Raw genomic sequence first — 21,958 nt, forward strand, 5'->3', positions numbered from 1 at the left:
GCAAAGATTGTAAGGAGAGCACCCGATGGATGGCACAGTACTGGTCGCAGATGACGATCGCACAATCCGAACCGTACTGACACAGGCCCTGACGCGGGCGGGGTGCAAGGTGCATGCGACATCCTCGCTGACCACTCTGATGCGCTGGGTCGGCGAAGGCAAAGGAGACGTTGTAATCTCAGACGTGGTCATGCCGGATGGCAACGGGCTCGAGATGTTGCCAAAAATCGCGCAGGACCGTCCGGGGCTGCCGGTCATCGTGATTTCGGCGCAGAACACGATCATGACCGCCATTCAAGCGGCCGAGGCGGATGCATATGACTATCTTCCCAAGCCTTTTGATCTGCCGGACCTGATGAAGCGGACCGCGCGGGCCTTGGAGCAGAAGCAACGCGTGCAAGCGGATGCGGTCGTACCTGCCGAAGACCGCCCTGAGGAGCTGCCTCTGGTCGGGCGCACTCCGGGGATGCAGGCGCTGTATCGCCTTGTGGCACGTGTGATGAATACCGATCTTTCTGTCATGATTTCCGGTGAAAGTGGCACCGGCAAGTCGTTGATAGCACGTGCTATTCATGATTTCTCGGATCGGCGCACACTGCCCTTCGTCACTGCGACTGCTGGTGATCTGCGTGACCTCGAAGGGCCTGCGCGCATAATGGCCAGGGTGCGGGGCGGCACCCTGTTGATCGATGAGATCGCTGATATCGAGGATGAGGTTCAAGCACGTATTGTCCGGATGATGGACACGCCCGGCGATCATCTTCCGCGTTTCATGGCGACCAGCCAATCGGATCTGACCGAAGCGATGGAAAGCGGGCGGGTGCGTCAGGATCTGTATTATCGACTGTGCGGCGCGACGATCCATGTGCCTGCGCTGCGCGAGCGAGTGGACGATATCACCCTGCTGGTTGATCACTTCCTTGCCCGCGAGGAACGGGAGCATGGAACAAAGCGCTGGCTCAGCCCCGAGGCGGTAGAACTGGTACGGCGATATTCTTGGCCCGGCAATGTGCGGCAGCTGGAAAACGCGATCCGACGTCTGAGTCTGACCAGCCGGGCCGAAGAAATATCGAAAGCCGAAGTTGAGATGGTTTTGGGCAGTCAGCCCGAAGCGGAACCGATTCTTGGTGACGGCGAAAGGGAGAAACTTTCGGCCTCTGTCGCCCGTCATTTGCGTCGCTATTTCGATCTGCACGGCAATTTGTTGCCACCTCCGGGCCTGTATCAGCGTATCCTGCGCGAGGTTGAGGGCCCCTTGATAGAGCAGGCACTGGACGCAACCGGCGGAAATCAGGCGAAATGTGCGGATTTGCTGGGGATCAACAGGAATACGCTGCGCAAAAAAATCACTGATCTCGATATTCAGGTGACACGCCGACGCAAACTGATGTAATATCGCCACACAAAGCGTGGCATCCGAGCACAGGCCCGGCAACGACCACGAGATATGGCGGTAAGCCGCGCAAGCGGCACATCAGGATGAGGGCAGACGGTGGCAACCCGAGCACAGAGCGGGCTGATCGTATCGATTGATCGGTGGCGGAAATCCCGAAAACTGCGCAATTTTAGCACCCTGGGACTGGTCCTTTTGGGGCCGCTTCTGGCGTTGGCCACGTATCTGGTCATCGGTCCGTTCGATTTGGGTTCGGCAGCGCCCACGCTGCGGCTGATTCTGCTGGCCGATCTGGTCTACGTGCTGGTCGTTGCAGCACTTGTTCTGGGGCAGGTGTTCAGTCTGATTGCAGCGCGCCGGGCAAAATCTGCCGGGTCTCGTCTGCACCTGCGGCTGATCGGGGCGTTCACCTTGCTGGCCCTGGTACCGACAGTGACCGTCGCGATCTTTGCTGGGCTGACGGTGAATATCGGGCTTGAGGGATGGTTTTCGGATCGGGTCCGTCAGGTTGTCGGATCATCTCTGTCGGCGGCCGAAGCCTATGAGCATGAACACCGCAGCGGCCTGACACAAGACGCTATCGTTCTTTCTCGGTTCCTCGACAATGCGCGAACGCTGGACTTCTACATCTCGGACGCAGAACTGCGCGAGGTTCTGGCACAGGGGCAATCGCAGATTCAGCGGGGCTTGCGCGAGGCATATGTCATTGATGGCAGTGGCGAAATCAAATCCCGCGGCGACCGATCCTACCTGTTCAACTATGAACCGCCGACACCGGAGCAGATGGTTGAGGCAACTGACAGTGACCTTCTGATCATTGCCGATTGGCAAAACAACGAGTTCCGCGCGCTGGTGCCGTTGCAGGCTTATCTGGACCGGTATCTGTATGTTAGCCGCGAAGTGGATGGCGAACTGCTGAAATTGCTGGATGACACCAAGGAAACGGTTCAATTCTACCAACAGCTTGAAAGTGAAAGGGGCCGGGTTCTTTTTGAATTCGGGCTCTTGTACTTGGGCTTTGCAGTCATTCTGATCCTTGCCGCGATGTCTTTGGGGATGTGGTTCGCCGAACGCCTGTCGCGCCCGGTTGGCCGTCTGACAACCGCCGCACAAAGGGTCGGCGCCGGGGATCTGAGCGTTCAGGTCATCGAAGAGGCCAGCGATGACGAAATCGCCATGTTAGGTCGTTATTTCAATCAGATGACGCGGCAACTTAAAGGGCAGCGCGAAACGCTGTTGGAAAACACACGTCAGATCGAACGCCGCCGCCGCCTGTTCGATTCTGTACTGAGCTCGGTGACGTCCGGTGTAGTCGGCGTCGATTCGGATGGATGTGTCACATTCGTAAACCGCTCGGCCGAGCGTCTTCTGGATTGGTCGCGCGGAGAAGAACAATTGGCAATCGGCATCGCGGTTCCCGAATTCCTTCCCTTGTTCGAAAATCTGAAAGCCAGCGGTCAAGAGGCCGTGCAGGGTGAGGTTAAGGTCACGCGTAAGGGGCGGTTGGAAAACTTGCTCGTGCGCATGGCGATCCGGCGCGGCGAAGATGGCGGTTTGGAAGGCTACGTGGTGGCCTTTGATGACGTGACCGATCTGGTCAGTGCACAGCGTATGGCGGCCTGGGGCGATGTGGCCCGCCGTATTGCCCATGAGATCAAGAACCCGCTGACGCCCATCCAGCTCAGCGCGGAACGGATCAAGCGCAAGTTCTCGCGCAAACTGGACGAAGAGGATTGTGACAGCCTTGTATCCATGACCGATGTGATCGTGCGGCAGACCAACGATCTCCGGCGGATCGTGGACGAGTTCTCAAAATTCGCGCGGATGCCTGAACCCGATCGGCGTGAGGAAAACGTCGTCGGCTTGGTGCGTGAAGCTGTTCTGTTGCAGCAAGCCGGGCAGCCGGATGTACAGATCGACGCGACCCTGCCGGACAAGCCCATCCTGGCGGATGTCGACGCGACGATGTTGAACCAGGCGTTGACGAACTTGATAAAGAACGCGGGTGAGGCCATTGAAACACTTAAGAAAAAAAGTCCACCAGAAAATTTGAAGCCACAGATCAAAGTGGACATTTCCAACGATGTTGCGGGGACGGTCATTACTATAGCGGACAATGGCATTGGGTTGCCCGAAGATCGGGCGCGGTTGTTTGAACCCTATGTCACCACGCGCGACGAAGGCACGGGTCTGGGCCTGCCTATCGTCAAGAAAATCATAGAAGAACATGGCGGAGCGCTGACTTTGGAAGACGCGCCCGTATTCGACGGACAGGACCATTTCGGTGCGATGGCTGTGATCCGTTTGCCGGGGGGCAAAATTTCCCAGACTGCAGCGCCACAAAAGCAGGCAATTCATACTAACAAACTGAAAGCAGGCCAAAGATGAGCGACATTCTGATCGTAGATGACGAACGCGATATTCGCGAACTGGTGTCCGACATTCTGGAGGACGAAGGCTATTCAACCCGGCTGGCGGCAAACTCGGACGAGTGTATGTCGTCGATCAATTCCGAGCCACCGGGTCTGTTGATCCTTGATATCTGGCTGAAAGACAGCCGTATGGACGGGATCGATATCCTGAAGTCGGTTAAACGCGACAACCCTGACGTGCCGGTGGTGATCATTTCCGGTCACGGCAACATCGAGATTGCTGTGGCGGCCATCAAGCAGGGCGCTTACGATTTTATCGAAAAGCCGTTCAACATCGATCAATTGATGGTCGTGATCCGGCGCGCCATGGAAACCTCGCGCCTGCGCCGCGAGAATGCCTCGCTCAAGCGCCGAGAGGTCACCAACTCAGACATGATTGGCAAATCGGCCTCGTTCCGGGCAATGCAGAGCCAGCTGGACAAGGTCACAAAGTCGAACGGCCGCGTGATGTTGAGCGGGCCAGCTGGGTCGGGCAAAGAGATTGCTGCGCGTTATATCCACGCCCATTCCAACCGCGCCAACGCGCCATTTGTCACCGTCAACTGCGCCGGGGTCGAACCAGAGCGCGTCGAAGAGGTGCTATTCGGGCGCGAGTCATCGGAACGCGGGATCGAATCCGGCTTGCTGGAAGAGGCTCATGGCGGGGTGATCTACTTTGACGAAGTGGCGGACATGCCATTGGGTACGCAATCCAAGATTCTGCGGGTTCTGGTCGACCAGCAATTCCAGCGGGTAGGCGGGTCTGACAAGGTGCGTGTGGATCTGAGGGTCATTTCGTCGACAAATCGCGATCTTGATGCCGAAATCGAAGCTGACCGGTTCCGTGAAGAGCTGTATCACCGCCTGAACGTTGTGCCGATCGCCGTGCCTTCGATGGAGGACCGGCGCGAGGATATTCCGGTTCTGGCGCAGCATTTCATCGAAATGTGCAACGAATCCCAAGGCTTGCCAATTCGCGAAATCTCGGAAGAGGCGGTGGCATTGTTGCAGACGATGACTTGGCCGGGCAATGTGCGTCAGCTGAAGAACCTGATCGAGCGTGTCCTGATCCTGGGTGATGGAACAGGTCCAATCGAAGCCCGCGAATTGCCGACCGAAGAAGAGAAAACCGACGACTCGGGCCGCGTGGTATTGTCCGGTGCGCTGGCAACCCTGCCGCTGCGCGAAGCGCGCGAGGCGTTCGAGCGCGAATACCTGCTGACCCAGATCAACCGCTTTGGTGGCAATATCAGCCGAACCGCCAGCTTTGTTGGCATGGAGCGCAGCGCGCTGCACCGTAAGCTGAAATCGCTTGGTGTTGTGACCTCGAACAAATCCGGGGCGCGGGTGGCGCAGATCGACGAACCGGAACCGGCGGAGTAATCCGCCGGGACATTACCCTGCCTGACCGGGGTTGATGATCTGAAATGAACCGTCGTCGAACTTCACATAGCAGGATTGGGTTCCCAACGGCGGCAGTTTCGTTGTGCGCGCAGGTGGAACCTGAGACTTTACGCTCTGTTTGCAGGGTGGCAGGCTGATTGGACGAAAGCCTTTTTTGGCCATGCATTGGGCCTCGACCTGATTGCGTAGACCGGCATTCACGTCGACCGTATACACGCGCCCGGGTTCCCACCAGCCAGGCGAGCGATAGCAGTGCCCCCGGTTGTCGCAATAAGTGCGCCCCGGCCAGTATGTGGGCGGGCTTTGCCGCACCTGATTGGCGACGGGAACGTCATTTACCGCCTTAACCTGACATTGCGTGGTCTCGGACTGCGCGCGCGACACGCTTTCACCTTCGCGGTAGTACAGCGAAAGTGGACCGCTGCATGCGGACAGGACAGTCAGCGGAATTAGTAAGTGAAGCACTGATTTCATAGGGTTATCTTGCCCCAGCTTTGTCTGAATGACAATTCAATTGACCGCTATAGGGGCATCTGTCATTCAAGGATTTCAGGCAGAAGGGCCAGAAACATGAAGGTCATCATTTGCGGTGCCGGCCAGGTCGGCTGGCAGATCGCACGTCACTTGTCGGGCGAACTGAATGACGTAACGGTGGTGGACAACAATCCCGATCTGGTGCGCCGGGCGACGGAAACGCTGGATGTTCAGGGGATTGCCGGATTTGCAAGCTATCCTGACGTGCTTGAGCGTGCAGGCGCGCGTGATGCCGATATGATCATCGCAGCGACCCATTCGGACGAGGTGAATATGGTCACCTGTCAGATGGCGCATTCGATCTTTTCCATCCAGCGCAAGATCGCACGATTGCGGGCGAAATCGTATTTGCAGGCGATCCATTCGGATCTGTTCCGTCGTGACCACTTGCCCATCGACGTCGTGATCAGCCCTGAACGCGAAGTGGCGGCAGCCGCCATGCGCCGCCTGTCTGCCCCGTCCGCCTTTGATACTGAGATGTTCATGGATGGGCAGGCGCAGCTTCTGGGCATTCGCATCGACGAAGATTGCCCCATTGTGAACACACCCTTGCGGCAGCTCACGGACCTGTTTTCGACCCTCAGCTCAATTGTCGTTGGTGTTCGGCGCGATGGCACGCTGTTTGCGCCTGAATCCGAAGATCAGCTGTTTGTCGGCGACGAATGCTATGTCTTTACCAATGTCAAAGACGTGGACCGCACGATGGAGGTTTTTGGCAAGGCCCAAAAGAAACAGGACCGCGTCGTGATCGTTGGTGGCGGCAATGTCGGGCTGGAAGTTGCCCGGACGCTGGAAGAGCGTGAAAGCCGCGTGCGCGCCAAGGTGATCGAGCGTGATCGCCAAAGCGCCGAAATTGCCGCCGAAACACTGGAACGGACGATTGTCCTGAATGGCGACGGGCTGGATGCCGCCTTGTTGCGCGAGGCCGGGATCGAACGCGCCGACGCGATGCTTGCGGTCACCGATGACGACCGTGCCAACATGCTGGCCGCGGTGCGGGCCAAGGCCGAAGGTTGTGCCTTGGCAATTGCCTTGATCAATGATCCCAGCATGGTGGCCCTGATGGGGCCGCTGGGGATCGACGCCTACATTAACCCGCGTGCAACCACTGTCAGCTCGATCCTGCGCCATATTCGCCATGGGCGGGTGCGGCAGGTCTATTCTATCGGGGATGCCGAGGCAGAAGTGATCGAGGCCGAGGTGCTGTCGACTTCACCCATGGCAGGGCAGAAGCTGCGGGATATCGATTTTCCCGAAGGCGTTCTGGTTGGCGCCGTCCGAAAAGGCGATGAGCTTTTGCGCCCGACCGGCAGCCTGCGGATCGACGAAAAGGACGTGGTGGCAATCTTTGCGATGGCCAAGGACGTGCCCGAGGTCGAGCGCCTGATGCAGGTTTCAATCGATTTCTTCTGATGGCGCGCGCTCGGAGACAACAGATCACTTTGATACAGCGGCTGCCGCTGTTTCTGTTGATCTGGGGAATTGCCGCGTTATCGATGTGGATTCCGGCGATTTACGCGCTGGCCTTGGATGATCACGACACGTCGCGATCGTTTTTCTATTCCGGCCTTCTTGGGCTGTTCGTGGTGTCCACGATTGCTGTGGCAGCATCAAACCGGATGCCGCGACGCGGGACGCTGGGGCAATTGGCCGTGTTGCTGGGGTGTTTTACCGTTCTGCCGCTGTTTCTGGCAATTCCGCTGCATGATGCCTTGGGCACCACCACTTTTTTGAACGCGTATTTCGATATGGTCAGCGCTGTGACCACCACCGGTGCAGATCTGTTTCCTGACCCCGATCGCCTGACCGCGCCGCTGCACCTGTGGCGTGCTTTAGTCGGCTGGATGGGTGGTTTGCTGATGTGGATTGCTGCGGCTGCAATTCTGGCACCCTTGTCGCTGGGCGGGTTCGAGATTACAGCGCGTGGCCAGCCCGGTCGCCCGGTGTCGGGCGTCGCACAAAGCGAAGAGGTCGACCCCCGTGGCCGTCTGATCCGTGTGACCCGGACCCTGACACCAGTCTATACCGGTCTGACCGCAACCATATGGATATTGCTGCTGATCGCGGGCGAAAATGGCCTGACTGCTGTGTGTCACGCCATGTCAACCATGGCCACATCAGGGATATCTCCGGTCGGCGGGCTGGAGGGGGCGCAGGCCGGAATAACGGGCGAAGCGATCCTGTTTCTGTTCCTGTTCTTCGCCTTGTCGCGGCTGACCTTTTCGACCGATACGGCAACCACAGGCTATTCCCGGCTGGACCAAGACCCCGAATTCCGGATTGGCCTGATGATTGTGGGTGTCGTCGCGGCACTGTTGTTCGCGCGCGTTTGGGCCGGTGTTCTGGAAATCGGCAATCAGTTGGAACCGCTTCAGGCACTTAGCGTGATCTGGGGCATGATCTTTACGGCGTTGTCTTTCCTGACCACAGCCGGATTCGAAAGCGCAAACTGGAACGATGCGCAGCAATTGTCCGGCCTTGGCACCCCAGGGCTGATCCTGATGGGCCTCGCCCTGATCGGAGGAGGGGTGGCCACTACGGCGGGCGGGGTCAAACTGTTGCGGGTCTTTGCCCTGTACCTCAATGGCGCGCGCGAGATTGATCGGTTGATCTATCCCTCATCCGTCAGTGGCATTGGCGGCGGTAACCGTCGCATTCAAAGCGATGGGGCCTTTATCGCGTGGATCTTCCTGATGATGTTTGCCCTGACCGCAGCACTGTTCAATCTGTTGCTGGCCGCGATGGGGTCGGGGTTTGAACAGGCGATGGTCCTCAGCGTTGCCGCGCTCAGCACCACCGGGCCGCTGATCGAACTGGCCACTGATGTTCCCATCCGTCTGGTCGATTTGCCCTGGGGCGCAAAGCTGACCATGTGTGCTGCGATGGTGATCGGGCGACTGGAAACATTGGCGATCATTGCGCTGATTACGCCAACCCTCTGGCGAGACTAAGAATCCTCACCTTTGCCGACGCCTTATTTTTCATCTGGAATATCGGTTAACGACACTCCATACTCTGCCAGAGGGAGCGCGTTGGTCCGCAGCGCGTAGCAAGAACAATGGCGAGATTATAATAATATGGCTTCGGACAGACAGAATCTGCAGGACGCGTTCCTGAATAATGTACGGAAAGCAAAGGTCCCGGTCACAATTTTCCTGATCAACGGCGTGAAATTGCAGGGTGTCATCACCTGGTTCGACAATTTCTGCGTATTGTTGCGCCGCGACGGACAGTCGCAGCTGGTCTACAAACACGCAATTTCAACGATTATGCCGTCGCAGCCGATCAACCTGTATGAGGGCGAAGACGCCTCTTGATGGAACATGACAGGACGCGCACCCGGGCTTGGGTGCTGCATCCGGAAATCAAATCAGATGAACAGCGCCGTGTCCCTGGACCGGCGCTGGAAGAGGCGGTGGCGCTGGCTGCCGCTTTGCCCGATCTGGATGTGATCGGGTCCGATATTGTGCGGCTGCCGCGTGCCCAGCCGGGGCTGTTGTTCGGTACCGGCAAGATCGAGGAGCTGGGCGAACGGTTTCATGACGCCGAGGTCGAGCTGGTTCTGATCGATGGTCCCGTGACTCCAGTTCAGCAGCGCAATCTGGAAAAGGCGTGGAAGGTTAAAATCCTCGACCGGACCGGGTTGATTTTGGAGATTTTCAGCGACCGCGCCCGTACCCGTGAAGGTGTGCTGCAGGTCGAGATGGCCGCGCTCAGCTATCAGCGAACGCGTCTGGTTCGCGCCTGGACCCACCTTGAACGTCAGCGGGGCGGATTGGGGTTTGTCGGTGGTCCCGGTGAAACCCAGATCGAGGCTGACCGAAGGGCGATCGATGACCAGCTTGTGCGCCTGCGCCGTCAATTGCAGAAGGTGATCAAGACCCGGACCTTGCACCGTGCCGCTCGGGCAAAGGTGCCGTATCCGATTGTTGCGTTGGTGGGCTATACGAACGCCGGTAAATCAACTTTGTTCAATCGCCTGACCGGTGCAGAGGTAATGGCAAAGGACATGCTGTTTGCCACGCTGGACCCTACTATGCGGCGGGTTGAACTGCCCGATGGTCCCGAGGTGATTCTGTCGGACACGGTGGGGTTCATTTCGAACTTGCCAACCGAACTGGTCGCGGCCTTCCGCGCCACACTTGAAGAGGTTCTGGGCGCAGATATCGTCGTGCATGTGCGCGACATCAGCCATGAAGACACCGAGGCGCAAGCCCGTGATGTCGAAACCATTTTGACCTCGTTGGGCGTTGATGACGAACGGCCCCGGCTTGAGGTCTGGAACAAGATCGACCTGTTGAACGAAGATGAGCGCGAAGCCACGTTTGCCCGGGCCGACCGCGACCCGTCGATCTTTGCCATTTCCGCCGTGACGGGCGAAGGCATCGAACCGTTGCTGGCCGAGATTGCGGTTAACTTGCAAGGGGTTCGGCACGAGACGGTTCTGACGCTGGCGTTTGCCGAAGGCAACAAGCGTGCGTGGTTGTTCCGTGAGGATGTCGTTCAATCCGAAGAGCAGACGGATGACGGATTTCAGATCACCGTATTGTGGACCGACAAGCAGGCAGCGCAGTTCGCCGCGCTTTGATCTATTCCCGAGGACATAATGGCAGAAGCTAAGGTGGTTCTGCGTGGTCATATTTCCGTGCCTGCCGACCGGATCACGCAGGTGCGGGAGGCTTTGCCGGACCACATCGCCCTGACGCGAGCCGAACCGGGGTGCATCTCATTCGACGTGACAAAAGACGTGGATATTCCGGGTCGCTTCAACGTGTGCGAAATCTTTGAGAACCAAGCGGCCTTTGACGCCCATCAGGCGCGATCCAAAGCCTCGACCTGGTTCAAGGTGACAGAAGGTATTTCGCGCGACTACCAGATCACGTGCGTTTAGGCGGGGCGTCCGCTACTGCCCGTCTATCTGGCGCTGATAGTCGTCAGCATCGAACCAACCCAGCGACGATTGCACCTTGTTGTCAGCGGTCAATTCCCATTCTTCCCAACCACGCGTGACGACGTGGTTGCCGGTCTCTGAGTGATGGCCTTCCAGCGTCCAGACAAAAATCGCGTGTGATCCGGCCCAACGCAGCATGTCGCAGCGCACTTCCAGATCCGGAAAGTCGGCGTAGAAGCCACGCGCCATTTCTGCGACGGCGGCGCGGCCGACAATTGGTTCACCCCGGTTGATCGTGATCTGCCCGTTGGGTGCAAAAAAGCTGGCAACCGCATTTGGGTCGCCCGAGCTCCACGCGATTGCGTAATCGCGTGCGAGATTGTTCAACATATCCCGAAAACTGGCCATCTGTACCCCCAAGGTCCCGAATTGTCGGCTTGCAGATCGTAGGCGAAAACACCTGCGCGCGTCCACGGCAGCTTGCAAAAGGGGCAAGGTCCTGCCGAAGCAGTGAAATCAGCGCGGGGTCAGGTTGGTTACGCCGACCGCTGCCGCGCGGGCCAGATCCATGTCCAGTGACATCGGGATGTACTCACCCCGCCGCCAAAGCTGGGCCTGATCGTCGTAGTAACGCGACAGGAAATGCCCCGACTGACCCGTGGCCGTGATAAAGACCGAGCTGTTGGGATCGGCAAAATCATAGACGCCGCGATAGCCCGCACCGTGCACGTTCTGGAAAGGGTCGGGCCCATCGCCCGATGTCCGTCCGCGCAGCAGGGTGTTGTCGCCGCCGCTGGTGGATTGGCGGATGTTGACGAAGAATCGCAGAACGGGAACCGTGCCCAGAACCGGATGGTCATGCGTGGCCTGATGGGCATCTCCCCAACGCAGGGATTCCAGCGAACCACCGTATTTCTCGCTGATCCAGATCAGCGCATCATCCAGCGCCAACCGCGCCATGTCAGTGCATGTTTCTACCGGCGCGCTCTGGCGCACGTCGCACCAGACCGAGGCGCCGTCGATATCGCGGTAGACCCGTTCGATGAACAGCGGTTCAACATGTTTGTATTCGGCCGCCAGCGGCCCCAGCTCGTCCGAGATCAGTCGGATCTGCAGCGCGCGCAACCATGCGGCATAGATCAGCGGCTCGGGCAGGTGTTCGTTCATTTCACCGTTCCACTCGGCCAGCAGGGCCAGCGCGACCTGACGATGGCGTTCCGGTGTGCCCTCGGGCGCAGAGGCTCCGGTAAACCAAAGATCGGCGCCGATTAGCGGCAGAAGGGAGCGGGCGGTAAAGCTGACGGTGTCAAGTTGCGCCTCGATAAAGCTGTCGCGGGTGTGAACCTCGCGGGATTGCATCAGGCGTTCCCAACGGTGCACGCGCTGCGTATCGCCCCATTCATACGAGACATGGTTGGGGAAAGGGCGGTCGATGATCTTGTTGTTTGTATTGCCCAGAATCCCGCCTGCTGGTGTCACGAATTCGGGGTTGTTTGCATAAGGCAAGCGTCCATGCCACAGGTTCTCGGCCAACCAACCGGGCGTTGGGATACGGCCGCGGCTTTGGTTGCGAAGGTCTCGGCCAGGCATCGCGCCAATCAGCTTCATGCCGATCGTGTCCTTGTCGACCAGCGACAGATTTTGCGACGGCGCAATGAACAGTTCGGCCACATCGATGGCTTCGCGCACACTGTCCGAATTCATTAATGCCATCGAAGCCGTCATCGACGTGTCGCGCGGGCTAAGTGCGGTCCAGGCCAATGAGGCGACATGCCCGGGCGGAGTGATCGTTTCCAGATCGTAATGGCTGCCGGGCAAGACGGGTCCGTTGTCGGTCCAGCGCAGGGTCAGGGTGATAGGGGCCTCGTCCTTAATCTCGATGATAGAGGGGCGAGAGCGGAACCGTTTGAAACCATCAGGCGAAAGGTATTCTTCTGGGTTTTCCGGGTTCAGCTGTTCGATATGAACATCCTGATCGTCCAGATAAGACGAGGTCAGACCCCAGCCCAACCTATCACTGCGGCCCGTCATGATCGCGGGTACACCCGGAATGGTCGCGCCGATGACACCGCCTTTGGCAAGCTCAAGCCGTGCCAGATACCAAATGCCGGGTGCAGTCAGGCCCAGATGCGGGTCATTGGCCAGCAGGGTGCCCCCGATCGCGGAACGCGAGGGCGCGGCCGACCACGCGTTCGACGCCCCGGCCAAGCCGCGTTTAGGGAATGGTGACAGCGGCGAGTCGGGCATTGGCGTGCCTTCGGCATAGCGCGGCAGTTCGGGGAACAAAGACGCATATTCCGGCAGTGCCGCGATACCCGCACCCGGTACGTCTGGCAAGATATCGGCCAGCCGCTGAGGATCGTTCAGCATCAGGGATGTGCGGGCGCGCAGCACCTCGTCTTTCAAATGGCCAGACAGTTGCAGGCTCATCAGTTTGATGATCGCAATGCTGTCGCCGGGCTGCCACGGAGAAACAGACGCGTTGAACAGGAACATCTCGGGCGCGCCGCGTCCCAGTGCGTTCTCATTGATCTCATCCAGCCGGGCATTCACGCCGGCCGAATAAGCACGCAGCGCAGCTTTGGTGTAATCGTCCTGCACCTCGACCGAGCGGTGGGCAAGACTGTACAGGTCAAAACGGCGCAAGAGCTTGTCGATAGGGACAGTGCGCTTGCCGAACACTTCGGATAGACGGCCCTGCGCCGTGCGACGCATCATGGTCATCTGCCACAGGCGATCCTGCGCATGGGCATAGCCCAGGCCAAAGAACACGTCCGGGTCGCTTTCGGCCAGAATATGCGGAACATTGGCGGTGTCGCGCACGATCTCGACCGGCGCGCGCAGTCCGCTGACTTCGACGGTCTGATCATAATCCGGCAGGGACTGGCTGGCGAGGAAGTAGACAAGACCCACAGCCGCAACGGCCAACAGGATCAGGCCCGTAGCAATCCGAACCAGCCAGCGAAAGACAAGACCCATGAACGCCCCATATCCCCATAAGAAATTATTGGCTGAACCCTACTGGAAGGACCGGGCAACCGAAAGAGGAACGCCGCGCGAACGTTGAGTTAACATGTTGAGATGAAAAACCCCGCCACATGGTTTTGAACATGTGGTGGGGTCCGTGGCAAAGGGGGGGTGGTATTCGATATTAGGGGATAATGCGCGTGTACTTGGTGCCTTCGACGGTCGCGCCGAATTTCAGGCCGGCCTGTCCGAAAACGGCGGCCAATACGGGCCTACGCAATTGGGTTGTGTCAGTTGAGAGCGAGTCGCCGGTGGCGTCGACGACATAGCCGATATCCGCCCCTGCGGTCCAACCGCTGGAACGGCGGAAGTCATCCAGCGCGTCTTGCGTCATGAAGAACAGGACATGCGCATATTGTTGCGCGCCGATCTGCAGACCAGCACTGCCGGATAGGGCCGAGTAATAGTCGACCGTTGCACCGTTGATGCGCAGCGCGCCCTGGCCATAGGCACCGCCAAAGATGAACCCTGCCTCGGTGATCAACGGCATCACCAGCATGCCGTCGGCTTTTTCGGCGATCTCGACGGTGTTGGGGTACTTGCTGAACATTTCGTTCAGCGTCACGTTCACACGGGCGTCGATCTGGGCCGCATTGGAATTGCCTACACCGTTTCCGCATGCAGCGGTCAATGTGAGCCCGGCCATGCCAAGCGCAAAGCCACGACGGTTTAGTCGGGGAGAGTTGGAACTGCTCATGTTTTTTTCTCTGTATTAACTGCCTGAAGTGTCGGGTGTTCCCGATCTTGTGTGCAAGAATACGCCGATTGCGTCCGTGTGTCACGGGAAAGCTGGTCCAACAGCGTTCACAATCGGCGAAAAGTCGCGACCGCCCGGGGTTTTAGCCTTGAAGGATGCGTGCGACCTGCGGTGCAAAGTAGGTCAGGATTCCATCGCAGCCTGCGCGTTTGAAGGCCAGCAGGCTTTCCAGCATGACTTTCTCACCATCAATCCAGCCGTTCTGCGCAGCTGCCTGTATCATCGCGTATTCACCGGACACCTGATAGGCATAGGTTGGCGCGCCAAACGTGTCTTTCACGCGGCGGCAGATATCCAGATAGGGCATGCCCGGCTTGATCATCACCATGTCTGCGCCCTCTGTCAGGTCACGTTCGATCAGACGCAGCGCTTCGTTCGAATTGGCCGGGTCCATCTGGTAGGTCTTTTTGTCTCCGGTCAGCGCACCCGACGCGCCCACCGCATCGCGGAAGGGGCCGTAAAATGCACTGGCATATTTAGCGGCATAGCTGAGGATCATCACGTTCGAGTGCCCCGCAGCCTCAAGCGCGCCGCGCATCGCGCCGATGCGGCCATCCATCATGTCCGAGGGGCCAATGATGTCGGCCCCAGCCTCCGCCTGCGCAAGTGTCATTTTGACCAACGCCTCGACGGTCTGATCGTTCACGATCTCGCCATCAACAACATAGCCGTCATGGCCATTGATGTTATAGGGGTCCAGCGCCACGTCGGTCATCACGGCGATATTGGGGGTTGTAGATTTGATCGCCCGAATGGCCCGGTTTGATAGGTTGTCGGGGTTCCATGCCTCGGCGCAATCTTCGGTTTTCAGGCTGGGATCAGTATAGGGAAAGACGCAGATCGCCGGGATGCCCATAGCCTGTGCTTCAACTGCGGCCTTTGCGATCAGATCGACCGAGCGCCGCACAACGCCGGGCATCGAAGGTACGGGTTCTTCAATGCCTTCACCATCGCGCACAAAAACCGGCCAGATCAGATCGTCCGTCGTCAGTGCGTTTTCCCTCACCAACCCACGAATGGCATCCGATTGGCGCGCCCGGCGAAATCGCGTAAGGGGGTAGGGGGCGATGGTCGGTTTCATGTCGCGCTCTCCTTGAACATTCGTGCATTGGGTGGCATGAATTCCCGATGGTCTCAAGGGTAACATTGGACGCGCCTGCGCGAAGAACGCCCCAAGGACAATGAACAAAGGGCTGATGCGTGGATTTGCACTCTTCGATTTTCGAACTTATCGACATGCGCAGCTTTTCGAATCTGTGGTACTGGATTGTGTTGGCGGTGCTCTGGTCGTCGGCCAGTCACTGGGCGATGGGGGTTCCCTACGATCTGCTTGTGCGTGCCCGCCGTGTTGGCGGACAGTCCGAGCAGGACCTGCTGGATATCGTTCGGATCAACGGCAACAGGCTGCTTTACATTGTTGATATGTCTGGTCTTGTTATTCTTGCCTTATGCTGTTTCTTTTTTACCGGGCTAGCGATGCTGGGTTTCTACTACGGCATTGAATTTGCGCAGGCCGTGTTTTTGTTGCTGTTCCCCGTGAGTTTGGTGATGCTGATCAACATTCGCGCCGCGCGCAAGCTGCAGGGCATCGAGCCAGTGCTCGGAAGTGTGTCAAAGATCCTTGTACGCTGCAGGATTTACACCCAGATCATTGGCATGATCTCAATTGTCATCACGTCACTTTGGGGTATGTACCAGAACGTCTCAATCGGCGTTCTCGGGGGATGAAAATCAGAAAGGCAAGGCGATGATAGCTCCGAACCATGTGACGGTTGGCGGCGCTCCCGAAGGGTTTGACGCACAGCTTGTTCTGAATGAGATCGCGCGCGTTGGCGGGCCGGTCTGCCACGTCGCGCGTGACGATAAACGGATGGAGGCGATGCGGGCCGCACTGGCTTTCTTTGCCCCCGATATGCCGGTCTTTGTGTTCCCCGGGTGGGACTGTCTGCCATATGACCGGGTGTCGCCCAACGCCGACATAGCCGCGGCGCGTGTGGCGACCTTGGCGGCACTGGTGCATCAGATGCCGGATCGGTTTGTCCTGCTAACCACGCTGAACGCCGCGACCCAGCGCGTGCCTGCGCGGGATGTGCTGCGCGAGGCTGCTTTTACCGCCCGCGTGAACCATCGCGTTGACGAAACGGCGCTGCGGAATTTCCTCGTGCGGATGGGGTTCACACAAAGCCCGACTGTGATGGAGCCGGGCGACTATGCTGTCCGCGGCGGTATCATCGACATTTTCCCTCCGGGCGAATCCGGTCCCGTACGCCTGGATCTGTTCGGAGACGTGCTGGATGGAGCCCGCCGGTTTGATCCGGTTTCGCAACGCACGACCGAAAAGCTGGATGTTGTCGAATTGGCCCCGGTTTCCGAGGTCATTCTGGATGACGCCGCCATCACGCGGTTCCGCCAAAACTATCGCATCGAATTTGGCGCGGCGGGCACCGATGATCCGCTGTATGAGGCGATCAGCGCGGGGCGCAAACACCAAGGCATCGAACACTGGTTGCCGTTCTTCCACGAAAAGCTGGAAACCCTGTTCGACTATCTGCCGGACGCAACGATTACTGTGGATGATCAGGTGACACCCACGCGGCTTGCCCGCTGGGATACAATTGCCGATCAGTATGAAACGCGGCGTCTGGCGCTGGAAAACCGTTCGCGCATGGATACGGTGTATAAGCCTACACCTCCCGGATTGCTCTATCTGGACGATGCCGCGTGGGAGCAGGCGGTCGGGGACCGGCGGGTGATGCAGTTCAGCCCGCTGCCTCAGGCCAGCGGTCCTGGTGTGATCGATGCAGGCGGGCGGATCGGCCGCAATTTCGCACCAGAGCGGCAGCAGGAAAACATCAGCCTGTTTGGTGCTTTGGCAAGCCATATCACCGACAAGATGGCCAAGGGGGCCGTCTTGATTGCGTCTTATTCCGAAGGGGCACGAGAGCGCCTGACCGGCTTGATCGAGGATGAAGGCCTGGCCGAAGCCGTCCCTGTCACCGATGGCACACGGATTGGCAAACGCGGATTGCATCTGGCGGTTTGGGCGCTTGAGCACGGCTTTGAAACGCCGGGTCTGACCGTGATCGCCGAACAGGACGTGCTAGGTGACCGCCTCATCCGCCAGCCCAAGAAGCGCCGCAAGGCCGAGAATTTCCTGACCGAAACTCAATCGCTCAGCCCCGGTGATCTGGTGGTGCATGTCGACCACGGGATCGGGCGATACATAGGGATGGAAGTGGTCACGGCGGCCGGTGCTGCGCATGAATGCCTGCTGCTGGAATATGCCGAACAGTCCAAGCTGTATCTGCCGGTTGAAAACATCGAGCTGCTGTCAAAATACGGCCATGACGAAGGTCTGCTGGACCGCTTGGGTGGAGGTGCGTGGCAGGCTAAGAAAGCCAAGCTGAAAGAACGCATCCGCGAGATGGCGGACAAGCTGATCCGTATCGCCGCCGAACGCGCTTTGCGCAAAGCTCCGGTCATGGATCCACCGCCCCACGCGTGGGAGGAGTTCAGCGCGCGCTTTCCGTATCAGGAAACCGATGATCAGTTGCGCGCAATTTCCGAGGTGATGGAGGACATGCATTCCGGCGCGCCGATGGATCGCCTCATCTGTGGTGACGTGGGCTTCGGCAAAACCGAGGTTGCCATGCGCGCGGCCTTCGTCGCCGCGATGTCCGGTGTTCAGGTGGCCGTAATTGCTCCGACCACCTTGCTGGCGCGTCAGCACGCGGCCAGTTTCAAGGAACGGTTCCGGGGCTTTCCGTTGGAGGTGCGGCAGCTATCGCGCTTTGTGTCCGCGAAAGATGCGCAGCAGACCCGTGATGGTATGGCGCGCGGGACCGTCGACATCGTGATCGGCACCCATGCGTTGCTAGCCAAGGGTATCCGGTTCAACAATCTGGGCCTGTTGATCATCGACGAAGAACAGCATTTTGGCGTCGGTCACAAGGAACGTCTGAAACAGCTGCGCAGCGACATTCACGTTCTGACCCTGACCGCAACGCCGATCCCGCGAACACTGCAGCTGTCACTGACCGGGGTGCGCGATCTGTCGATCATCGGCACTCCGCCCATCGACCGTCTGGCTATCCGCACCTATGTCAGCGAATTCGACGCGGTCACTGTCCGCGAGGCTCTGCTGCGCGAACACTATCGTGGCGGGCAGAGCTTTTACGTTGTTCCCCGCATCTCGGACCTGCCAGAGATCGAGGAGTTCCTGAAAGAGCAGTTGCCCGAAGTGACCTATATGGTGGCGCATGGGCAAATGGCGGCGGGTGAACTCGACGATCGGATGAACGCTTTTTATGACGGTAAATACGATGTGTTGTTGGCAACGACGATTGTCGAAAGTGGGCTGGATATTCCGACCGCGAACACGATGGTCGTGCACCGGGCGGATATGTTCGGGCTGGCGCAGCTCTATCAGATACGGGGTCGGGTAGGGCGGTCCAAAACCCGTGCCTATGCGTACCTGACCACCAAGCCGCGTCAGAAACTGACGACGACAGCCGAAAAGCGCCTGCGGGTTCTGGGCTCGCTGGATACACTCGGTGCCGGTTTCACGCTCGCATCGCAGGACCTGGACATTCGTGGTGCGGGCAACTTGTTGGGTGAGGAACAATCTGGCCAGATGCGCGATGTCGGCTATGAACTTTACCAATCGATGCTGGAAGAGGCGATTGCCAAGATCAAAGCCGGTGAGATGGAAGGGCTGTCGGAAGCCGACGACCAATGGGCGCCACAGATCAATCTGGGTGTGCCGGTTCTGATCCCCGAAGATTACGTGCCCGATCTGGATGTGCGCCTTGGGCTTTATCGTCGCCTGTCATCGCTTTCGACCAAGGTCGAGCTGGAAGGTTTTGCCGCAGAACTGATCGACCGGTTCGGAACGCTGCCGAAAGAGGTGAACACTCTGATGCTGGTCGTTCGTATCAAGGCAATGTGCAAACGCGCAGGGATTGCCAAGCTGGATGGCGGGCCGAAAGGCGCGACAATCCAGTTCCACAACGACAAGTTCGCCTCGCCAGAGGGTTTGGTAGAGTTCATTCAGAACCAGCGCGGGTTGGCCAAGGTCAAGGACAACAAGATCGTCGTCAGACGGGATTGGAAGAAGGACAGCGACAAGATCAAAGGCGCATTCGCCATCGCCCGCGATCTGGCGGAAAAGGTCATGGCAGCGAAGAAGAAAAAAGCAAAAGCCTAGTCTCCGCTGACGAAAGTGCACAGCTGCCATTCGCCCGCGCCCGATTTTACGAACGCTGCACGGTGGCCAGTCATGGGCCATAGAAAGTCGCCGTGCATGAACCCCCGCGTACCGTCAGTCAGCATCACCGGTTGATAGTCGGTACCGTCGCGATAGGTCGGGACGATGACGACCTCGTAGCTGATGAGGCTCAGCGCTGGGGAGCCCGGTTCGGCAGCTTGCCGAAGGGTCACGTCCTCACCGGTCACAAAGTAGGCCTCGTAAGGGTCCAGGGAGGCAGGCAAGGTGATCTGCCATTGATGTGGCATCCAAAATTCGCCCTCGTCGTCGAAATAGCCCGGTTGGGACAGGGTGCTTTCCAGATCGCCCCAGTAGATGTCGCGGCTCTGATTTTCTTGAGAGCCGCTGTTTTCCGGGGCGAGATACTCAAGGAACTCCCCGGGCCCGCCGTTTCCGCCATGGCTGAGATAGATGTCCGGGCAAGCAGTTGCGATCACGGCCTCGGTATCCCGTGCGGCCACGCTCGCCAGCAAACTATCCCGAAAGGCCACGAGGGTAGGATCGCGTTCTGCTTCATCGACCGGCGGAAAGGACTGACGGTCAGCCAGGGCTGGGCCGCAAAATAGCAGCGACATCAAAAATGCACGGATCATTCCGCGGCCTTCATTGCTGCCTGCGCGCAAAAACACGAGGCCCCGACGGCCCGATCAGCGCGGGCAAGCGCCAGATCAAGACGCTGTTTGATCAGTTTGATCTCGACAGTCTCACCGCGTGCTTGCAGACAATCATGCAGGCCCTTCAGGCTCCAGACATTGTCGGGGTGGATTGAGGCGCGGCTGAGAGTGCCGCTAAGCCCAAGATCCTCGCGATACACTGCTTCGGCCTCGGCCACATGGCCCTGTTCGTACAACAACGCACCAAGCGCGTGACGCGCGGGTTGCATCCACCCCCATGGCTCGTCGTAGGGCAGCGTGTCGTCCAATTCGACCGAGCCCCTAAGATGGGCGAATGCGGCGTCATAGTTGCCTTTGCGATACTCAATCTCTCCGCGCAGCATTTCGCGGGCAATGTCCAGCAAGTCGATCACGCGGTTGTTGTGCAGCAGTCGGGTTTCCGGAACCCGATCCTTGGCGGCAAGGAACAGTTGCTCTTCGGCCTCTGCTTCGGGCACCTCACCTGTGGCCGCATAGGCGATTGCACGTGCGTAATGGGTGGTTGCGGTGACAGTGCGGTAGAGATCCTGATCCTCGGGCAAGGGTAGGGCTTTTGCCTCTTCCCACCGGCCAAACCGGATTTGGATATGCGGCCCCATCGACATGTAGCTTTCGAAGAAGTCTGCCATGGGCGGGCTTTCCGTGCGCAGCATCTCTTCGGGGGTGGTGTCCCAGATGCCCTGATTGGCGCGCAGCGCGGGTTCCATCTGACCCAGAAACAGCGCGCCGTAGATGGCAAAGTGATAGTTGTGCTGGCGATAGCCTGTGTAGATGTTGAACGCGCCTTCGCGCTCATAATACTTCAGATCAGCCTCGGTCGCCTTTTCATTCCAGTGGACGACGTTCTGATAGTGCCCGCACAACACGTCGATATGGGTCGGCATATGCACCAAATGCCCTGCATCGGGAACCAGAGTGCGCAGGATATCCCCAGCCTTCAGCGCCTTTTCCGGTGTTGGCGACATCTCCATCAGGTGGACATAGAGGTGCAACAGACCCGGATGCGACATCGCCGCCGGATCGTCTGCCATCGCGTCTTCCAGGGCTTTTTGCGCCTCCAGCGTCGCGGCGCCCTCAGCGGGTTTACCGGTTTTCAGGTCCCACATCTGCCATGGGGTCAGGTTGAGCAGCGCTTCGACGTAGATGGTTCGCAGATCAAGGTGATCAGGCAATTCACCAAAGGCCGCCCGCATCGCGCCGGCGAAATCGTGGTCCCAGCTATGCATGTCGTTGACGGGATCGCGCTGTGGATACCGCGCGAGCAGGGCGCGGATCAGCGCCTGTTCCGTCGGACTGCACCCTTCGACCAAAGCCACGGCTTTCTGCGTGGCATCATAGGCCAGTGCCAGCGCTTTGTGCTGCCCGCGGTCATCTAGCAAGTTCCAAGGAAGGTTGTAATTGGGCCCTGCCGCATATGCCACGCCCCAGTGGGCCATCGCGCAGTCGGGGTCAAATTCAAGCGCGCGCTGAAAGCACACAACCGCTTCGTCGTGGTTATAGCCGTAGGTCCAATTCAGCCCCCGGTCGAACCAGAGCTGTGCGTCTGTTGAGGCCGTCGTAATCGGACAGGAATACGCGCCAAGATCGTAATAGTCGCTCACTGAAAAACTCCACTCATATTG

17 protein-coding genes are annotated in these 21,958 nt (G+C 58.7%); 10 read left to right on the forward strand and 7 right to left on the reverse strand.

Going from position 1 to position 21,958, the window contains the following annotated elements; all coding sequences use genetic code 11:
- The first annotated feature begins 25 nt into the window (after positions 1-25).
- The 3 genes from DS906_RS10545 (at position 26) to DS906_RS10555 (ending at position 5,187) form a co-directional block, all read left to right on the forward strand.
- Positions 26-1,393, forward strand: coding sequence for a response regulator (locus DS906_RS10545; RefSeq protein ID WP_113790137.1), 1,368 nt, complete (start codon positions 26-28; stop codon positions 1,391-1,393).
- Between the two features lie 99 nt (positions 1,394-1,492).
- Positions 1,493-3,781: a PAS domain-containing sensor histidine kinase gene (locus DS906_RS10550; RefSeq protein WP_113790138.1), complete on the forward strand. Its 2,289-nt coding sequence runs from the start codon at positions 1,493-1,495 to the stop codon at positions 3,779-3,781.
- The gene (locus DS906_RS10555; protein WP_113790139.1) at positions 3,778-5,187 is read left to right on the forward strand and encodes a sigma-54 dependent transcriptional regulator; all 1,410 of its coding nucleotides are present in this window, start codon (positions 3,778-3,780) and stop codon (positions 5,185-5,187) included. The genes DS906_RS10550 and DS906_RS10555 overlap by 4 nt, the downstream gene beginning before the upstream one ends.
- Before the next feature lie 12 nt (positions 5,188-5,199).
- Here the strand turns inward: DS906_RS10555 and DS906_RS10560 are convergent, their stop codons facing one another.
- Positions 5,200-5,682, reverse strand: coding sequence for a hypothetical protein (locus tag DS906_RS10560; RefSeq protein WP_113790140.1), 483 nt, complete (start codon positions 5,680-5,682; stop codon positions 5,200-5,202).
- Between the two features lie 96 nt (positions 5,683-5,778).
- Here DS906_RS10560 and trkA point away from each other — a divergent pair, with 96 nt between their 5' ends.
- The 5 genes from trkA (at position 5,779) to DS906_RS10585 (ending at position 10,633) form a co-directional block, all read left to right on the forward strand.
- Entirely contained in the window at positions 5,779-7,155 is a 1,377-nt protein-coding gene (trkA, locus tag DS906_RS10565; protein WP_108858467.1) for a Trk system potassium transporter TrkA, read from the forward strand.
- On the forward strand, positions 7,155-8,693 hold the full coding sequence (locus DS906_RS10570) for a TrkH family potassium uptake protein (protein ID WP_113790141.1): 1,539 nt from the start codon (positions 7,155-7,157) through the stop codon (positions 8,691-8,693). Before trkA ends, DS906_RS10570 begins: the two co-directional genes overlap by 1 nt.
- Positions 8,694-8,819: 126 nt before the next feature.
- Positions 8,820-9,059 carry an RNA chaperone Hfq gene (gene hfq / locus DS906_RS10575; protein WP_005982826.1) on the forward strand — a complete coding sequence of 80 codons (240 nt, stop codon included), beginning with the start codon at positions 8,820-8,822 and terminating at the stop codon, positions 9,057-9,059.
- Positions 9,059-10,330 (forward strand): GTPase HflX, encoded by a 1,272-nt coding sequence (gene hflX / locus DS906_RS10580; RefSeq protein WP_113790142.1) that lies wholly within the window; start codon positions 9,059-9,061, stop codon positions 10,328-10,330. The genes hfq and hflX overlap by 1 nt, the downstream gene beginning before the upstream one ends.
- Before the next feature lie 18 nt (positions 10,331-10,348).
- On the forward strand, positions 10,349-10,633 hold the full coding sequence (locus DS906_RS10585; RefSeq protein WP_113790143.1) for a putative quinol monooxygenase: 285 nt from the start codon (positions 10,349-10,351) through the stop codon (positions 10,631-10,633).
- Between the two features lie 12 nt (positions 10,634-10,645).
- Here DS906_RS10585 and DS906_RS10590 read toward each other — a convergent pair whose 3' ends face one another.
- The 4 genes from DS906_RS10590 to hemB all read right to left on the reverse strand — a co-directional run bounded on the left by DS906_RS10590 (position 10,646) and on the right by hemB (position 15,498).
- Positions 10,646-11,041 (reverse strand): nuclear transport factor 2 family protein, encoded by a 396-nt coding sequence (locus DS906_RS10590; protein ID WP_113790144.1) that lies wholly within the window; start codon positions 11,039-11,041, stop codon positions 10,646-10,648.
- A 108-nt stretch (positions 11,042-11,149) separates the two neighbouring features.
- Complete coding sequence (locus DS906_RS10595) at positions 11,150-13,612, reverse strand: penicillin acylase family protein (RefSeq protein WP_113790145.1); 2,463 nt, start codon at positions 13,610-13,612, stop codon at positions 11,150-11,152.
- Between the two features lie 172 nt (positions 13,613-13,784).
- A complete protein-coding gene (locus tag DS906_RS10600) occupies positions 13,785-14,357 on the reverse strand; it encodes a YSC84-related protein (protein WP_113790146.1) in 573 nt (190 codons plus the stop codon).
- A 142-nt stretch (positions 14,358-14,499) separates the two neighbouring features.
- Entirely contained in the window at positions 14,500-15,498 is a 999-nt protein-coding gene (gene hemB / locus DS906_RS10605; protein ID WP_113790147.1) for a porphobilinogen synthase, read from the reverse strand.
- 119 nt (positions 15,499-15,617) lie between these two features.
- On the opposite strand from hemB, the gene DS906_RS10610 reads away from it, so the two are divergent.
- Together DS906_RS10610 and mfd are read left to right on the forward strand one after the other, a co-directional pair.
- Positions 15,618-16,145 carry a component of SufBCD complex gene (locus tag DS906_RS10610; protein ID WP_108858474.1) on the forward strand — a complete coding sequence of 176 codons (528 nt, stop codon included), beginning with the start codon at positions 15,618-15,620 and terminating at the stop codon, positions 16,143-16,145.
- Between the two features lie 19 nt (positions 16,146-16,164).
- The gene (gene mfd / locus DS906_RS10615; RefSeq protein ID WP_199528544.1) at positions 16,165-19,623 is read left to right on the forward strand and encodes a transcription-repair coupling factor; all 3,459 of its coding nucleotides are present in this window, start codon (positions 16,165-16,167) and stop codon (positions 19,621-19,623) included.
- On the opposite strand, the gene DS906_RS10620 is transcribed toward mfd, so the two are convergent.
- Entirely contained in the window at positions 19,620-20,276 is a 657-nt protein-coding gene (locus DS906_RS10620) for an SH3 domain-containing protein (protein ID WP_113790148.1), read from the reverse strand. The genes mfd and DS906_RS10620 overlap by 4 nt on opposite strands.
- Positions 20,273-21,937 (reverse strand): tetratricopeptide repeat protein, encoded by a 1,665-nt coding sequence (locus DS906_RS10625; RefSeq protein ID WP_113790149.1) that lies wholly within the window; start codon positions 21,935-21,937, stop codon positions 20,273-20,275. The genes DS906_RS10620 and DS906_RS10625 overlap by 4 nt, the downstream gene beginning before the upstream one ends.
- Positions 21,938-21,958: the final 21 nt, after the last annotated feature.

This window comes from Ruegeria sp. A3M17, assembly GCF_003318255.1.
Classification (GTDB): Bacteria; Pseudomonadota; Alphaproteobacteria; order Rhodobacterales; family Rhodobacteraceae; genus Ruegeria.

Excerpts from the sequence above, each read along its gene's own strand:
- DS906_RS10545 (WP_113790137.1), top strand. The coding sequence starts at position 26 with ATGGATGGCACAGTACTGGTCGCAGATGACGATCGCACAATCCGAACC.
- DS906_RS10555 (WP_113790139.1), top strand. The coding sequence starts at position 3,778 with ATGAGCGACATTCTGATCGTAGATGACGAACGCGATATTCGCGAACTG.
- DS906_RS10560 (WP_113790140.1), bottom strand. The coding sequence starts at position 5,682 with ATGAAATCAGTGCTTCACTTACTAATTCCGCTGACTGTCCTGTCCGCA.
- trkA (WP_108858467.1), top strand. The coding sequence starts at position 5,779 with ATGAAGGTCATCATTTGCGGTGCCGGCCAGGTCGGCTGGCAGATCGCA.
- DS906_RS10570 (WP_113790141.1), top strand. The coding sequence starts at position 7,155 with ATGGCGCGCGCTCGGAGACAACAGATCACTTTGATACAGCGGCTGCCG.
- hfq (WP_005982826.1), top strand. The coding sequence starts at position 8,820 with ATGGCTTCGGACAGACAGAATCTGCAGGACGCGTTCCTGAATAATGTA.
- hflX (WP_113790142.1), top strand. The coding sequence starts at position 9,059 with ATGGAACATGACAGGACGCGCACCCGGGCTTGGGTGCTGCATCCGGAA.
- DS906_RS10585 (WP_113790143.1), top strand. The coding sequence starts at position 10,349 with ATGGCAGAAGCTAAGGTGGTTCTGCGTGGTCATATTTCCGTGCCTGCC.
- DS906_RS10590 (WP_113790144.1), bottom strand. The coding sequence starts at position 11,041 with ATGGCCAGTTTTCGGGATATGTTGAACAATCTCGCACGCGATTACGCA.
- DS906_RS10595 (WP_113790145.1), bottom strand. The coding sequence starts at position 13,612 with ATGGGTCTTGTCTTTCGCTGGCTGGTTCGGATTGCTACGGGCCTGATC.
- DS906_RS10600 (WP_113790146.1), bottom strand. The coding sequence starts at position 14,357 with ATGAGCAGTTCCAACTCTCCCCGACTAAACCGTCGTGGCTTTGCGCTT.
- hemB (WP_113790147.1), bottom strand. The coding sequence starts at position 15,498 with ATGAAACCGACCATCGCCCCCTACCCCCTTACGCGATTTCGCCGGGCG.
- mfd (WP_199528544.1), top strand. The coding sequence starts at position 16,165 with ATGATAGCTCCGAACCATGTGACGGTTGGCGGCGCTCCCGAAGGGTTT.
- DS906_RS10620 (WP_113790148.1), bottom strand. The coding sequence starts at position 20,276 with ATGATCCGTGCATTTTTGATGTCGCTGCTATTTTGCGGCCCAGCCCTG.